We start from the raw sequence: 16112 nt of genomic DNA on the forward strand, positions 1-16112 counted from the left end.
GGTCCATGTTATCGCTCCCTCTCTCTATTTAGCTTCGCTTTCGCCCGGGGATGCCGTCTCGGCTTCTTCCTCCGGCTTCGCGGCTTCAGTTTCACCGGATGAAGCCGGCGGTTCAGCTTCCGACTTCGCTTCGTTCGACGCGATATCCATCAGCAGCCTGACCGTCTTGGCCACGGCGAGCGACCTCGCCACGGAGTTTCGCGGCTCCGGCGATTGGAACACTTTAGCCAGCTCCTCGCCGCGCTCGCCGGCCGACTGCACCATCTGCTGTATCTCAGCCTCTATCTCCTCGGCGGTGATCTGTACCTGTTCCTTCTCGGCCACCTTGTCCACAACAAGCGATATGGCGATCTGCTTTTCTGCCAGAGACCTCAGGCTCTCGCGCAGATCATCGATGCTCTTCTGCTGGCTCTTAAGGAAGTCCTCCAGCGTCATGCGGCGCGCCGCAAGCTCCCTCTCCCTCTCCATGATCACCCTGTCGATCTCCTGCTCCACCAGAACTGGAGGAAACTCTATCTTGGACTTCTCCACCACCGCCTCAAGAACCTTCTGCTCGAAACGCCTCATGGCGCCGACCTGGTAAGCATTATTAAGATTGGAGTTGATATTACTCCTCATAGCTTCGACCGTATCGAAATCGCCGCCCATGCCCTTGGCGAAATCGTCATTGACCTCGGGAAGCTTCTGCTCCTTCACTTCGTTCAGTTTCACCTTGAACGAACAGGTCTTTCCGGCGATCTTGGGAGCCTTGAAATCTTCGGGAATTGAAATCTCGAATTCCTTCTCCTGGCCTATCTCCATGCCTTCTATCTGCTCGGAAAACCCGGGCACAGGAATAGGCATATCCTTATGCACCTGCATCTGGAAGTCCTTCTGTTCGACCAGATTCTCGCCTTCCACCGTGCCGAACAGATCGATGGTGACCAGGTCTTCGAACTTCACCGGGCGTTCGACGGGCTCCCACGTCCCGTGCTGCTGGCGCACCTGCTCGATGACTTTATCGACCTCGGCCTCGTCGACGCTGACGGGTTCCTTATCGACCCTGATCTCGCGATAGTCCCCTAATTCGACGACCGGCGGCAGAGATACGGTGGCCTTGAACGATATCGGATCGATCTTCGTGACCTCTATCTGAGGCCTGGCAATGATATCCACCTTCTGCTCGTCGATGGCCTTGCCCAGAAGCTCCGGAACCAGATGCTCCACGGCCTCCTCAAGCAGAGCGCCGCGCCCTATGTGTCGTTCCAGCATGCTCCTCGGCGCCTTGCCGCGTCGAAACCCGGGAACCTCTATGCGACTGACCAGATGACGGTACGCGTCCGAAAGCGATTTCTCCACCTCGTCCGGCTCCGCCTCCACCTCAAAAACCATTTGTCTGTTTTCTATTGTCTGCGATGATACTTTCATAAGTTACAATTATAGCAGAAATCAGCCTTCATTCCAACAAACTTATCTCTCTATCCAAACATCTTTAAGATAGGAGATAGTTGTCGGCGCGGGGTTAAAACCCTTCACATACGGCTTCACCAGGTAGTAGTTCCGACCATACCACAGGGGGAAGAACGGCGCGTCGCTCACGATGGCCTGCTCCGCCGAATGATACAGATCCATTCGATCGTCGATATCGGAAGCGACCCTGGCCTCATCCAGCAAAGCGTCAACGCCGGCATCGCAATATCCTGTATAATTTTCCACGCTGCCGCAGTGGAAGAGCAGATCGAGGAAGTTCTCGGGGTCGGGGTAATCCGCTATCCACCCCACCTGAGAGGCCTGCAGCTCCCCGCTACTGGCTTCCGTTATAAGCGTGATAAAATCGAGTGCTTCGATGCTGACTTCAATGCCAAGGTTCTCCTGCCACATATAAGCAATGGCTATATAGGCGGAGTATACTCCAGCGCAACTGCCCTGAACCGACAGGACTATGGGCGGCATACCGTTGCGATAGCGCGATTCCGCCAAAAGCTGTTGCGCCTTCGATATGTTGAACTCGAGCCCGCTCAGATCATCGTTATAACCCGGCATGCCCTCGGGAAGGATGCCGTAGGCAACCGAAACGGTGTTCTTGGTCAAAACATCGACGATTTTCTCTTTATCCACGGCATAACACAAAGCCTGGCGCACCTTGGCATCATCGAAGGGAGCTACATTGACGTTAAACCCGATGTAATAAAGTGAAAGCTCAGAACCGGACACCAGTTCTTTATTCAAAGCGTTATCCGGATCGAGAACCCTGTCGATATCGCCAGCGCCGACGGCGACGATGTCTATGCCGCCATTTTCGTATGTCATCATTGCATTGCCCTGAAGCCGGAAAATCACGCTCTCCAGCTTGGCCGCGCCGCGATAGTAGTACTCGTTCCGCTCCAGGACTATCTGCGACCCGCTGCTCCACTCCAGCAACTTGAAGGGGCCGGTGCCGTTCGGCTCGCGCCACCAATCGTCGCCGGACTCGACGTTGTTCCGGTCGACTACGTAGGCCGCCGGATGCGTCAGCTTGGAGAGGAAGTAAGCCTTTGGCGCGTCGATGGTGATCTCCAGTGTATACTCTTCGACGACGCGGACGCCGCTGACCTCAACGGCGAGGCCGGCCAGCTTCTCCGTGACGCCGACGATATCGCCGATGTAGGCTTCCGCTATGCGCGAGCCCGTTGCCGGGTCGGCGGCCCGCTCTATCGAATACTTGAAGTCGTCGGCCGTCAACTTCCTGCCATCGTGGAAGAAAACATCATCGCGTAGATGGAAAGTATAAGTCATTCCATCGGAGCTGATATTCCATGACTCGGCGATATCCGGAACGACTTCCAGATCGCCGTCGAGCGTGACCAGCCCGCTGAATATCTCAACTATATAGCCGGCGGCAGTGGAATCGGCGCAGTTAGCCGGGTCCAGCGTGCTGGGACTGGAGCCGAACAGTACCAGCGTGCCGCCCGACGCCGATTCCGTTGTCCCCGCGCAGCCGCAGGGCAGCAGCAAAACGATTGCAGCCGCTAACACGACAAAGATTGTTCGTACGTCGACCCGACGCATTCTCAAGTTAATAAACCTCCAAAAGAGGTAGGGGCACGGCATGCCGTGCCCACAATCGAGCGATGTGCAAGATGCCGGAATGCCAGTGTTCCAGGGGTGTCCCCTATCCTTATCAGATTTCCCCTGTAGGGGCGAACCCCTGTGTTCGCCCTATCCAATCGCATCTCCACCGAGTAACGAAAGCAATATGCAACCCACTTAATCCAGCCTCAGCCTGAGATGTAGGTCCTTGAGCTGCTCCTCCGAGACCTCGGACGGAGCGTCGAACATGACATCCGCTGCGCTCTTGTTCTTGGGGTACGCGATAACCTCTCTTATGCTTGATTCGCCCGCCAGTATCATAACGAACCTGTCTATGCCGGGAGCGATGCCTCCGTGCGGCGGAGCGCCGTATTCGAACGCCTCCAGCATGTGGCCGAACCGCTTCCTGGTCTCCTCCTCCGTATAGCCGAGTATCTGGAATATCTTCTGCTGAAGCTCGCTTTTGTGTATCCTTATGCTGCCGCTGCACAGCTCAAGCCCGTTGCACACCATATCGTAGCACTTGGCCAGCACCTTGCCCGGGTCGGTATCCAGCAGCGGGATATGCTCGTCCTGCGGCGCGGTGAAGGGATGGTGTGTGGAATCCCACCTTCCCTCCTTGTTTTTCTCGAACATGGGGAAATCCACGATAAAGCAGAAGGCCAGCACATCGGGATCGGCGAGATTCAAACGCTTTGCCATCTCGCCGCGCAGCGCGCTCAGCGACTGTTCCACTACGGGCCGCGCTCCGGCGACGATGAATATCATGTCGCCGTCTTTAGCCTCGAAGCGCCGCCTCATCTCCTCTTTCTGCTCCTCGCTGAAGAACTTGGTCACCACGGCCTTGGCGCCCTCGCCGCCGACGGGCAGGTTGAGCAGCCCTTTCGACCCGTATGCCTTGAGGAACTCGCCCAGATCGTCGACCTGTTTGCGCGAATAGCCCGCGCAGCCCGGCGCGCATATGCCGCGCACGATGCCGCCGGCATCCAGCGCCGACTTGAAGACGCCGAACTCCGTCCGCGCCGCGATGTCCGACATATCCTTTATCTCCATGCCGTAGCGGATATCCGGCTTGTCGCTGCCGAACCTGTCCATGGACTCGCGGTAAGTCAGGCGCGGGAACGGCTTTATCATCTTATATTTAGGAGTGACGTTTTCGACAATGGCGACGAACATATCCTCCATCAGCTTGAGGATATCCTCCTGGTCTATAAATCCCATCTCCAGGTCGAGCTGGGTGAACTCCGGCTGGCGGTCTGCGCGCAGGTCCTCGTCGCGGAAACAGCGCGCTATCTGGAAATACTTATCGAAGCCGGCAACCATAAGGAGTTGCTTCATCTGCTGCGGCGACTGCGGCAGGGCATAGAACTTGCCCGGCTGGACGCGGCTCGGCACCAGGTAGTCGCGGGCGCCCTCGGGCGTGCTCTTTATCATTATCGGCGTCTCGATCTCAAGGAAGCCGCGCTCGTCCAGGAAATCGCGCATGAACTTGATCACGCGGTGGCGCAGCACGATGTTATCATGCATGCGCGTCCGTCTCAGGTCCAGATAGCGGTAGCGCAGCCTCACGTTCTCGTCCACGTCCGTACCGTCGCTGCCGATATCGAATGGAGGAGTCCTGGACTGATTCAACAGCTCGGCTTTCTCAACACTAACTTCTACCTCGCCGGTAAGGAGATTGGGATTCTCCGCCCCCGCCAGGCGTTTCATGACCGTTCCGGTCACACTGAGCACATATTCGTTGCGCAGCTTTGCGGCTATGGCATGCGCCTCGGCCGATACCTTTGGATTGAATACCACCTGCACCAGCCCCGTTCCGTCACGCAGGTCTATGAATATCAGTCCGCCGTGGTCGCGCCACTTCTGCACCCATCCTGCGAGCCTCACACTCTCGCCCGAATCCTTCGCCGTCAACGTACCACAACCATGAGTTCTGTACATATTTAGTTAATCTCCTTAGTTCGCTAACGATTATAGATGATTGCGGGCAGCGATTTCAATCGAATCGGAACCGCTTGGTCTTTCCGCGCACGCCGACAATCTACGCCGCCATACGGCCTAATCGACAATATACATCTATCGTTGTTGACATTTGCCTACAAGTATGCTAGATATAGTCTGGAGTATTGTTTATATCATTTTATAGTTATTAAACATCAAGTAATTGCGGCGGATTTTAAATCGTGTTATAAATCAAGGCAAGTAATCGCGAGAGCGTAGATTAATGGCTGATAAGAACGCGCCTAAAACAGAAAGCAAAGAGAAAAAGGGCAACGGCGGTAATAAACAGAACGTCGTCAGCTTTCAGTTTTCTTCTCCTGCTGTAGACCTTGAAACGATAGACGTTCAAACGGAAGCGCTGGAACTGATACCGAGGAAGGTGGCGCTGGAGCAGGAAGTGCTTCCCTACAAGCTGGAGGACGATACCCTCACCGTTGTCACCTATAACCCGGACGACTTACAGCTCATCGACACGCTGTCCGTGCTTACAAAGAAGCGCATAAAAACGGTTACTCCGAACACTGGCGACCTCCATGTCTTCATAAAGAGCAAATATGAGAACGCGTCCGTTCAAGACGCCACCCCCATGTTAAGCGAATCCTTGATGGACATCATCGCTCCTATCGAGATATCCAAGCAGGAGGAACTGTCGGAAGCCTCGATGGAAGCGGCCACCGACGCGCCAATCGTGAAAGCGGTGGACTTTATAATCACACGCGCCGTTCAGGAAAGGGCCTCGGATATTCACATAGCGCCTGAGGAGCACGTGCTGAACGTGCGCTACCGCATAGACGGTGTGCTGCACAACTCGGTTTCGCTCCCACTCGGTGTCATGTCCGCCGTGCTGACCAGAATTAAGATATTGGCGAACATGAACATCGCCGAGCGCCGCCGCCCGCAGGACGGCTCCTTCTCAGCAAAGATATCGGGCAGGGTGATCGACTTCCGCGTAGCCACCATCGGCACCAACTGGGGAGAATACTGCGTCATGCGCGTGCTGGACAAGACCTATAGCATAATCGAACTTGAAGACATAGGCATGCCGCAATATTTCCTGGAACCATACCTGCAATGTCTGAATTCGCCGTTCGGAATGATAATATTCAGTGGCCCTACCGGTTCGGGTAAAACCACCTCGCTTTATTCATCTCTAGCCAAGCTGGACAGGGAAAAACTGAATATCATGAGCATTGAAGACCCCATTGAATATAAATTCGATGGGATAAGGCAGATACAGGTCAACCGCGCCGCCGAAATCACCTTCGCGAAAGGGTTGCGCCAGTGCATGCGTCTCGACCCGGATGTTATACTCGTAGGAGAAATTCGAGACAAGGAAACGGCCCAGACCGCCGTAGACGCCGCCTTGACGGGACACCTTGTGCTGACCTCCATCCACTCCAACGACGCCGTAGGCGCGCTCGTGCGCTTGGTAGACCTGGGAGTCGAACCGTTCCTTGTGACCTCCGCCGTGCTGGCAACCATATCCCAACGCCTGGTGAGAAGGGCATGCCCCAAATGCAAAGAGATACAAACGGCGCCCGTGGCAGATCAGCTGGTATATAAACAGGTGACCGGCAAGGAAAAAACCGATTTCCATTACGGTAAAGGTTGCAGCAACTGCTCAAACACCGGATTCCGCGGAAGGATCGGCGTATTTGAGCTTCTGCTGGTGACTGATACCATCAAGAGCATGCTTTCCAGGGGCGCAGGATCCGTGGAGATTAAACAACAGGCGGTGAAAGACGGCATGCTCTTCATGCGGCATCACGGCATGAGCCTGGCGAGGGAAGGCATGACCACCCCCGGCGAAGTGGCGCGCCATGTATTCACCATCGACTAGATATTCAACGCCATTGTAATTCGCAAGCATTGCAATTATCATTGTATTATAATAGTATATTCAAACTAAGAAACCGATACGCCATTAGTCGACGGTTCTGTAGGGGGGAACCATATGAGGCGATTCAGTTACATAGGTTTTAATCCCAACGGCGAAGAGGTAAGGGGAGAGCTGGAGGCCGACTCCGAAAGGACTGCGGAAGCGACCCTCTGGAAGTCCGATATCACCATCGTCAATATCAAAGAAAAAAAGAAACTGCTGCCTCCAATAGAGGAACTGCTGCCGTCACTGTACGCCGTTAAGACCGAAGAAATAATCAATTTGAACCGCGATCTTTACACGCTCCTGAATGCGGGCATCGGCATCTACCCTTCACTGACAATGCTTTACGAACGCACAAATAAGAGGTCTATGAAGAGCCTGATACAGGACATACTTCAATCGGTCGAGGCAGGCAGTTCCTTCTCGGAAGCATGCGAGAAACATCCCAAACTATTCTCGCCTTTCTATATACGCATGACAAAAGTTGGCGAGGAAATAGGTAATATGGAGCAGATGCTGCAGCAGATAAGTATCCAGATGGTCAAAGAGGCCGAGATCAAGCGGAAGGTAAAGGGAGCTATGACATATCCGATGATCGTGCTTGTATTTGCGGTAGTGGCCATCATCGGTCTTGTAACCTTCCTTGTTCCGGCCATGAAGGGTCTGTTTGAGCAGATGGGCGGCGAGATGCCTTTCCTCACAAAAGCCATGGTATCCATATCTGATTTCACTATGGATAATATCCTTTACCTGTCTATCGTCACATTCCTAATCATAGGCGGCGTTATATGGTATCTCAGAACAGCGCGGGGTAAGATGACCAAGGATGCCATGATGCTGAAGACACCTATCATCAAAGATGTAAACTTAAAGGGAGCCATGGCCAGGACAACGCGGAATATGGCGTTGCTGCTGGGAGGAGGAATATCAATTACTGACGCGCTGGACCTAATAGTGCAAACGAGCGATAACCACATCTTAAAGAGGGCATTCCAGCAACTGCGGAGCGACGTGAATGACGGACTTCTTTTATCACAGGCGCTGAAAAACCAGGCTATTTTCCCGACTCTAATCGGACAGGTAGTAGGTGTCGGTGAATTAACGGGAAAGCTCGAACCTAATCTAATTTCAATAGCAGATTTCTACGAGACAGAGACGGACAGGGCGGTGGCAAAAGCGACCCAGATGCTTACACCTATCATGACCGTAGTCATTGGAGGAATAGTTGCTGTGATAGCCCTCTCCATGTACCAGCCGATGTACGGCATAGCCGGACAGATTCAGGGTGAATAAGAAATTATTTTAAATTAGATTATTTTAATAATAATTAAGTTTTAATATTGACATTTAGTTTTAATTATTGTATAAATATATGATAACCTGCAACCAGGTAAGGGCATAGAGTCAATTACTGTTTATATAGCGTAGATGTAGGAGAAGGGGAGGGTAGCTATGAATAAGAGAGGCACAACCCTCATTGAGACCCTCATATCTATATTTCTCATATCTTCTGTTGTTCTTACATTACTTGAGGCTCTAAATGTAGGTATAACAGGTACGCTGAACCTTAGCCGCAAGACTTCGGCATTGAACCTTGCCAAGTCACAAATGGAATATGTGAAGGTGCAGAAATATATCAATGCAAGCGGTGACTTTGATGATACGTATGGTAATATATCCCCTAATATAAGCGATATTACCAATTACACCATCGATGGAGAAGTGGAAGTCCTAGGAATAAGCCAATCGTTGCAGAAAATAACGGTAAACGTAAACTATATGGCCGGCAAAGAGGATGTTGAGCTTATAGGCTATAAAATTGCGGAGGGGAATGCCTTTACATCCGCTCCTCCGGCAAAGGGAAACCTCGTCAGCGATGTCATACAGGACATGCCTTTTGAATCGCCTGGCGGCTGGGCGCTGGGATGCTGGGGCTTCTTGGAATGGCTCCTCGGCGAACAGGGCTGCGGAACGTGGACGGGATACTATCGCACTATAACCACCAGCCAGGAGGGATACATCAGCGCCACGTGGGGCTTCAACTGGACAAACGAGTTCGCTAACACTATATACGGGTACTTCACCTGGGGAGCTCCGTTCATCGGCATATATGCGGGAGTGCCGGACTGGGCTCAGCGGGATTACCTGGATCAACCCTATCCTGACGGAGTCGTCTTCAGACCGGGAAGTGATACCGCATGGGACGGCGGATGTATGCCGGGGTGTGGCTGCGACCCGGATGTACCTGGTGATTATGCTCCGATAGTAAAGGCGCCATCGGGTTGTCATATCGATGAAGGTGTTGAGCAATGGACGTATGAGCACAACTGTTGGTTTTTAGGCATCCCCTGCGACAAGCCAGCAACAGGATATTATGAATTTACCGTAAAAACAGCCAGCCCCCAACCTGCGGGGACATATACCGTACTGTTTTTCAATGGAGAGGACAGAGTCTCATTCGAGACCGTAACCGCAGCGGTCACATATGTTTACTAAATATCAACCGGGCTGTACAGGATGAACGTTGAAGATTTTGGAAGGAACTGCAGCACAATGAAGCGCTTGCGCGGTTTTACATTGATAGAGGTGGTAACAGCGCTGGCTATCACTTCCATACTGTTGCCCGTAGTAAGTATTGTATTCTATCAGGTACTGGTCATCCCTCCAGATCAGAGTGCCTACATCACACTTGTCAACGATGTGGAGCGTCTCGCATCAATGCTCTATCAGGACGGCTATAGAGCTGAAACCTTCAGCGAAGGAGACTTGAACCCGGATTTCGGTTCTTTCAGCTGGACCGATTACTCCACAGGAGATATATATTACGTCAGATATTACTGGACTGGCAGCGATTGCAGCAACAGCTCGCAGTGCCATATAGCCAGAGAGGTTACTATTATAGCCCCGACGCCGACACCATCGGAACCGACACCGACGCCGACACCAACGCCTACGCCCACACCCACACCAACGCCTACGGCCCTGCCCACGCCTACGGCTACGGCTACCCCTTCATCATATACCTATTGCGACAACTGGGGTGAGGACAAGTGGGCCTACGGCAGAACCTGGAGCAACCAGGAATGGGTTACCTGCAGCCGTCCCTATGATCTAGCGGACTTCTTCAATATGGGGGTAAGGGTTCCCTCCTGCGTTGGCGAGATCGATTCCGGATACCAGATGTTTTACGGCGACGAATCTATATATGATGCGATATGCAGCGTCGGCGACGACTACTGGATGGAATACGAGTATCTTGCCGTACCGGTGCCCCATGAGGATTCGCAATTATACCAGTTCAAGATTTATCAGGACAGGGATAGCGTCACCGAGATATCGGTAACATTTATAGGCCGCGGCCCGGATGCTCCTTCCGACACTATATACTATCTTAAGGTTTATTTGTGGGACTATGTAGACGACACGTGGGACAGATACGTTAATGTGAATGGACCAGCTGGCAGTGCGGTTATGAATACCTATACTTTCAGCATCTCATCGAATCCTAATCACTATATCGAAGCGGGCTCCGGGAACCTCAGCGTTCTCGTCGCGGCGGATTTCAATCCCAGCCACTCGTCCCAGGGTGTATATACAGATTATATAGAGGTAGAGATAGAGTAGCAGGGTAAATGCCATGAAGAGATTATCTGAACATACAACAAGGATCTTCTCAATACTGGCGGTAACGGCGCTGGCGGTTACTGCTGTTCTGCAATCTTTCGTATGGCAGGTGCAAACTGCCGAGGCCGACTCGGTACATACAGAGACATTCAGCTCTGTAGGCACTACATCTTGGACGGTGCCCGAAGGAGTAGAATCGGTTGAGGTGCTGGTGGTGGGAGGTGGTGGCGGAGGTGGCGGAGCTGGAATAGCATATGCCTGTGGAGGAGGTGGCGGCGGCGGCGGACTTGTCTATAGCGCGAGTTACGCTGTGACAGCCGGCAACAGCATCACGGTTACAGTCGGCGGAGGAGGTTCCGGCGGCAGCAGCACCAATAACGGTAATGCAGGAGGGAACAGCGTATTCGGCACCTTAACGGCATATGGAGGAGGATATGGCGGAGGCAATGCCAACGGCGGTAACGGCGGCTCCGGAGGAGGAGCAGGAACATACCTGGACGATCATAACGGAGGCACCGCATCGCCGAGCGGCCAGGGATACAACGGCGGAAACAGCTATTATAACAATTGTTATCACTGGTCTTGTCTTTGTCTGTGTCTCTGGGCTTCCGCGGCAGGCGGCGGCGGCGGCGCCAATGCTGCAGGCGGTTCCGGCTCGGTACCGGATGTAGCCGGTAATGGAGGCGCCGGTAAGTCTTATAGCATAAGCGGATCCGCCGTTACCTATGCAGGCGGCGGAGGAGGAGGCACTTACTCAGGAACGGCGGGTACGGGCGGCGCTGGCGGAGGCGGTAACGGGGGCGAGAACGCAAATGGCGGAGCCGGTACAGACGGCCTCGGCGGCGGCGGCGGCGGCGCGGGATGCACCGGTGTCATCAGAAACGGCGGCGATGGCGGCGACGGCATCGTTATAATCAAGTACACCAAGTTTGAGAAAACCCTTACCACCAGCACGGGGGCCGGCGGCACTGTCACCACCCCGGGCATAGGCACATATACATACGGCAAGAACCAGGTTGTCAGCGTCCTTGCCACGGCGGACTCTTGCTACAGGTTCGATAGCTGGACAGGCACGGCCGTGACTGCGGGCAAGGTGGCCGATCCGAACGACGCTTCCACTACGGTCACCATGTCCGACAATTACACCCTCACGGCCAATTTCATATGGAACTGCTACGACCTCACCATAAGCTCCGGAGACGGCGGCGATGTTACCACCCCGGGCGAAGGCACGTTTGAAGACTATGCCTCCGGTCAGGTGGTCAATATTGTCGCCACGCCTGACGACTGCCACGCATTCGTTAACTGGAGCGGAGACACCGGCGCCATAGCCAACGTGAACGCCGCTTCAACCACCATCACCATGAACGGCAACTACTCCATAACCGCCAACTTTAGATGGGACTGCTACGACCTTACCACTAATTCAAGCAGCGACGGTTCCGTCACCACGCCCGGTGAAGGTACATACACGTATAATTTAAGTCAGGTGGTTAACATCGTCGCCACACCCGACTACTGTCAGGAATTCGTTAACTGGACGGGCGATACGGGCACCATCGCCAACGTGAACGCAGCTTCCACTACCATCACCATGGACGGCAACTACTCCATAACCGCCAATTTCACCTTCGATTCGGGCAGTTGTTTCAACCTCAGCACGAGCGCGGGAACCGGCGGCACGGTAACGACGCCGGGGACGGGAACCTACCCGTACCTTAGCGGCACGGTAGTAGATATTGTAGCCACTCCGGGAGACTGCTATGCCTTTTCTGACTGGTCCGGCAATACAAGCACCATTGACGGTGTCGCAAACAGTTCCACCACTATTACCGTGGACGATGACTATGCCATACAGGCCAATTTTGGACGATATACTTACATACTAACAATAACAAACGGCTCCGAAGGCGGCTCGCCTTATTTTGTGGGGTCCAACCCCATAGACTGCGGCACGATTGTTTCCGTCTACGCCAATACGCTCCCCGGCTACACATTTATCGGATGGAGCCCGCCGGACGCGGTCGTGGACGATACAGACGAGGAAACCACATTGCTGATACATGATAATACCACCTTATGGTCTTTCTATGTCAGCGGCACGCCTACCCCCACGGTAACCCCTACGCCAACAACTCCAGGTAACGAGAGCCAGAGCACTATGTATTTAACATGGCATGTGTCTCAAGAGAACTTCAGGCTCAACAGCGCGGGCGGCTATATAATAGCGGACATACTGGCAAATATGACCAGCAGGATGGGTAAAACCCTTGAGAAACAACTTACAATATACATCAAGCAAAGGGTCACGGAAGTAAGCCAGGGGCGTGGGGGCATATGGGGGGAAGATCTTATCGTTGGACTTGACTCCATGTCCATCAGCGGCGAGGGCAACCTGTTCAGCGGCGACCTGTACGTTGACGGTGCCGTCTCCGTAACCGGCGAGGGAAACATGGTCAGCGGCACTTTGTACTGTGACCTTCTTTCCGCAACGGGAGACGGCGCGGATTTCAGATGCGGGGGTCCCGAGTCCTGTCCTGCAGTCAGCTTCGATGAGATAGAAAGTAAACTGGGCACGCCCGACGATAAATTCTATGCTAACCTGTCGGAGAGCATCGAAGTGCTGGATGACATAAATAACGAGTATGTCTTCACCACGGACGTTGTCCTTACCACTGTAGATGAGGTCTGGCAGGATAACGATCCAAGCACATACACATTGAAGCCCGGTTATTACTACAGCCCGGGCACCATAACGCTTAGCACCGGAGGCGTACCTACCAGAGGACGCGTTACATTCATCGCTGATCAGATCATCATTGATAATACCACCACCGGATATGGTTCGGAATACTATATAGGATTGGAGCCTTATGACGCGGACGGCCTGCTTCTGTGGTCCACGGGAAACGGCGGCACCCCCAACACGTTTAATAACGGCGATATCATGATCAAGGGAGATGATGGCTGGAGGAACGCCTGTGTCAGGCTTGAAGGGGTTCTCTTCGCCCCGGACGGCGAGATAGAGCTGCAGGGCAGCGGGCCTAGACTGCAGGGATATGAAAGGCCCATACTCAGCAGAGGGGCCATTATGGCTAAGTATCTGACCATCTACGGCAACGAGTGGTGGATGTACAGATGGTGATGGAATGTTCAAGATAACAGGGTTGAAAGCTAAAAAGGGCCAGGTCTTTATCCTTGTCCTTATGGTTATGGCTATAGGGCTTATTGTTATTTCGCCTCTTCTCGACTACCTGAGCAGCAGCTACAGAACTTACACCAAAGATCTCATAAAGACAAACGCCTACTACGCCGCAGACGCCATGATGGAATATATAATTCACGACATCCAACGAGGCGTCAACGTTTATGAACTCAACGCCAGTACATCTTACAGCCAGGATGATTACCTGGATAGCGGTATGGATGTTACCGTAACAATCAACGACTCAATGCCCCAGCCGTTGGCCCCTCCGGAAGGCGGCAGCGGATGGACTTATCTGGATCCGGGGATTTTAATCTGTCCGGAGGCTTCCTGCGATAGCACCCTCCTCCTTAGTTCCCTTGGTTACGGCAAAACCCATGACTTCCCTTTGTATCTTGTAGAAGAAGCAGATATAGAGGTGAACTGGACAATGGATGACGAAGGGCGTTGGTTTTTATTCTGCGGCACTTGTTCCTATTATCTTGGCGCCTCTATGTGGATGAATTACCCTAACGGCTCAAAGATAGCGGAAACGGAGGTCAGCGGCTCAAGCACTAATGCTCCGCTCACCCTTAACTTTGACTGGACCGTCCCTGAGGGCGGCACCGGCGACTATACCGTACAATTCAAGAATACCGGATGTCACCGTCAGAGCCAATGTAGCTGGTTTTCGTGCGATGGTAACGAAAACCGCCCGTCATACTCCGCGTCAGTCAGCGGTACCGGGGATACCAGTTATACATGGGTCAAGATTGGCATGGAGAAGGATGGAGTGGTCTACACCTATCAGGATTACTCGGTGACGGCTACAGCCAGCAAGAACGGCGAGGACCTTGTGTCCATAACCGCATACATACGGCACAGCCCCGGATCAATGGTATACTGGCTGGAGCAGACCGTAGAGATAGCAGGCTGGCAGGTAACATATCATTAGTCCCGCCTGGCAGCTCATAATGGCGGATATGGAAGCCGCCATTTATTTATGTTAGTCTAATAGAGAATCGTGAAATTTCGTGATGAAGCCCACAGGCGGAAGGGTACTATTAATACTTGACATTTACTTCTTTTCATAGTACATTCCTGTAACATATGTCTTGAAGAAGGAACTGTGTATGACGATGCAGCAAGCACCGGAAAGACGTCCTGCAAAGATAAATCTGAATCTTCTACCGGATGAATATCGCCCCCCTAAAAAATCATACCTTGGCCTTACACTATATCTAATAGCATTTATCCTGATCTGCGCAGCAGCCATGTTTTTCATCATGAAATCCGGCATTGACAGCGATATCAAGGCCCTTGATCAAAACCTAACAAGCCTTCAGCAGCAGATCGCTGAACTGCGCGAAAATAAAGACGAGGCGGAGCCCATTCAAGATCAGATTACCAACACACAGAATCAACTGGCAAGTTTGGAGGCGGACTACCAAAGCTTCTTGGACAGTCGTGCATTCTGGTCTGAAATCATCGCCGAGATTGATGACCTGGTTCCGGGTAAAAAGATCACTTTAGACAGCATAACCGATAGGGGTGACACAATAAATATTGCTGGTATGTCTACAAAAAGAATATATGTATACGATTACGCTGTATCCCTTGAAGAGAGCGATTTATTCGAAAATGTTGATTTCACATTTGGCGATTGTCCTGATGTATCCGAGTGCGATTTTAACATAATATTACAATTAACTGGAGCGAACTAGACAGCAGGTGAAATAAATGAATAAGAAGAATGCACTAGGGAACTTCTCTTTAGCCAGCCTTTCGTCGATGAAATTGCCTAAAGGCATTACTACAACACATCTTATCCTGATAGTTGTTAGTGTTATTCTCCTGGCTCTGACCATTTATTTTACAGTATTATACTTCGGCGCAGCAGCCGATAAAAATGACCTGGAAAAGCAGATCACGCAGAAACAAACACTGCTAAATTCAATGGGCGAGATGCAAAATATAGCAGCCCTTGAAAGCCAGCTTGAACAAGCCCGGGAAGACTTGGCGGAAAATTCTCCGTTCCCCGACAGTGTAAAGAATACAGATGTAGCCTATTCTATAATTCTGGCCGCCAGGGAAGCCTCCATAACCTGCTTCAGTTATGATTCAGATGATCCTAAAATATATACAATCAATGGCAACGATTACATTGAGAATATTTACGGAATCTCGGTACAGGAAACCGATAGCGAAACCGGAGAGAAGATCAGCAGGATTATCAGATTCCTGACGGAATTAGAAGAGACTTATGATAACTCAATAGTAACCTCAGCCAGTATGTCGGACGGCGAAAGTGACGGATTGTGGGTTATCGATTTTAAATATTCAGTTATATCACTAGAGTAAGAGCGGCCTGAT

Annotated in this window: 11 protein-coding genes; 8 read left to right on the plus strand and 3 right to left on the minus strand. The window is 52.3% G+C overall.

The genetic code is table 11. The features are described 5' to 3' along the window. Positions 1–24: 24 nt before the first annotated feature. The 3 genes from tig to aspS form a co-directional block, all read right to left on the minus strand. Positions 25–1407: a trigger factor gene (gene tig, locus WC562_00560; GenBank protein MFA5054653.1), complete on the minus strand. Its 1383-nt coding sequence runs from the start codon at positions 1405–1407 to the stop codon at positions 25–27. Between the two features lie 42 nt (positions 1408–1449). Further along, entirely contained in the window at positions 1450–3027 is a 1578-nt protein-coding gene (locus tag WC562_00565) for a peptide ABC transporter substrate-binding protein (protein MFA5054654.1), read from the minus strand. A 198-nt stretch (positions 3028–3225) separates the two neighbouring features. Beyond that, the gene (gene aspS, locus WC562_00570) at positions 3226–4989 is read right to left on the minus strand and encodes an aspartate--tRNA ligase (protein ID MFA5054655.1); all 1764 of its coding nucleotides are present in this window, start codon (positions 4987–4989) and stop codon (positions 3226–3228) included. 283 nt (positions 4990–5272) lie between these two features. Here aspS and WC562_00575 point away from each other — a divergent pair, with 283 nt between their 5' ends. The 8 genes from WC562_00575 (at position 5273) to WC562_00610 (ending at position 16100) form a co-directional block, all read left to right on the plus strand. Next, complete coding sequence (locus WC562_00575; protein MFA5054656.1) at positions 5273–6889, plus strand: GspE/PulE family protein; 1617 nt, start codon at positions 5273–5275, stop codon at positions 6887–6889. A 114-nt stretch (positions 6890–7003) separates the two neighbouring features. Continuing rightward, entirely contained in the window at positions 7004–8224 is a 1221-nt protein-coding gene (locus tag WC562_00580; GenBank protein ID MFA5054657.1) for a type II secretion system F family protein, read from the plus strand. 159 nt (positions 8225–8383) lie between these two features. Beyond that, positions 8384–9427, plus strand: coding sequence for a hypothetical protein (locus WC562_00585; protein ID MFA5054658.1), 1044 nt, complete (start codon positions 8384–8386; stop codon positions 9425–9427). 21 nt (positions 9428–9448) lie between these two features. Beyond that, positions 9449–10555: a type II secretion system protein gene (locus WC562_00590; GenBank protein ID MFA5054659.1), complete on the plus strand. Its 1107-nt coding sequence runs from the start codon at positions 9449–9451 to the stop codon at positions 10553–10555. Between the two features lie 13 nt (positions 10556–10568). Continuing rightward, positions 10569–13700: a glycine-rich domain-containing protein gene (locus tag WC562_00595; protein MFA5054660.1), complete on the plus strand. Its 3132-nt coding sequence runs from the start codon at positions 10569–10571 to the stop codon at positions 13698–13700. Positions 13701–13704: 4 nt separating this feature from the next. Next, positions 13705–14694, plus strand: a complete 990-nt coding sequence (locus WC562_00600; GenBank protein ID MFA5054661.1) for a hypothetical protein — start codon at positions 13705–13707, stop codon at positions 14692–14694. Positions 14695–14872: 178 nt separating this feature from the next. After that, positions 14873–15463 carry a PilN domain-containing protein gene (locus WC562_00605; GenBank protein ID MFA5054662.1) on the plus strand — a complete coding sequence of 197 codons (591 nt, stop codon included), beginning with the start codon at positions 14873–14875 and terminating at the stop codon, positions 15461–15463. A 16-nt stretch (positions 15464–15479) separates the two neighbouring features. Then, entirely contained in the window at positions 15480–16100 is a 621-nt protein-coding gene (locus WC562_00610; protein ID MFA5054663.1) for a hypothetical protein, read from the plus strand. Positions 16101–16112: the final 12 nt, after the last annotated feature.

The organism is Dehalococcoidia bacterium (assembly GCA_041649635.1).
GTDB lineage: Bacteria > Chloroflexota > Dehalococcoidia > E44-bin15 > E44-bin15 > JAYEHL01.

Excerpts from the sequence above, each read along its gene's own strand:
- WC562_00575 (MFA5054656.1), top strand. The coding sequence starts at position 5,273 with ATGGCTGATAAGAACGCGCCTAAAACAGAAAGCAAAGAGAAAAAGGGC.
- WC562_00565 (MFA5054654.1), bottom strand. The coding sequence starts at position 3,027 with ATGCGTCGGGTCGACGTACGAACAATCTTTGTCGTGTTAGCGGCTGCA.
- WC562_00595 (MFA5054660.1), top strand. The coding sequence starts at position 10,569 with ATGAAGAGATTATCTGAACATACAACAAGGATCTTCTCAATACTGGCG.
- WC562_00590 (MFA5054659.1), top strand. The coding sequence starts at position 9,449 with ATGAACGTTGAAGATTTTGGAAGGAACTGCAGCACAATGAAGCGCTTG.
- WC562_00600 (MFA5054661.1), top strand. The coding sequence starts at position 13,705 with ATGTTCAAGATAACAGGGTTGAAAGCTAAAAAGGGCCAGGTCTTTATC.
- WC562_00585 (MFA5054658.1), top strand. The coding sequence starts at position 8,384 with ATGAATAAGAGAGGCACAACCCTCATTGAGACCCTCATATCTATATTT.
- WC562_00610 (MFA5054663.1), top strand. The coding sequence starts at position 15,480 with ATGAATAAGAAGAATGCACTAGGGAACTTCTCTTTAGCCAGCCTTTCG.
- aspS (MFA5054655.1), bottom strand. The coding sequence starts at position 4,989 with ATGTACAGAACTCATGGTTGTGGTACGTTGACGGCGAAGGATTCGGGC.
- WC562_00580 (MFA5054657.1), top strand. The coding sequence starts at position 7,004 with ATGAGGCGATTCAGTTACATAGGTTTTAATCCCAACGGCGAAGAGGTA.
- WC562_00605 (MFA5054662.1), top strand. The coding sequence starts at position 14,873 with ATGACGATGCAGCAAGCACCGGAAAGACGTCCTGCAAAGATAAATCTG.
- tig (MFA5054653.1), bottom strand. The coding sequence starts at position 1,407 with ATGAAAGTATCATCGCAGACAATAGAAAACAGACAAATGGTTTTTGAG.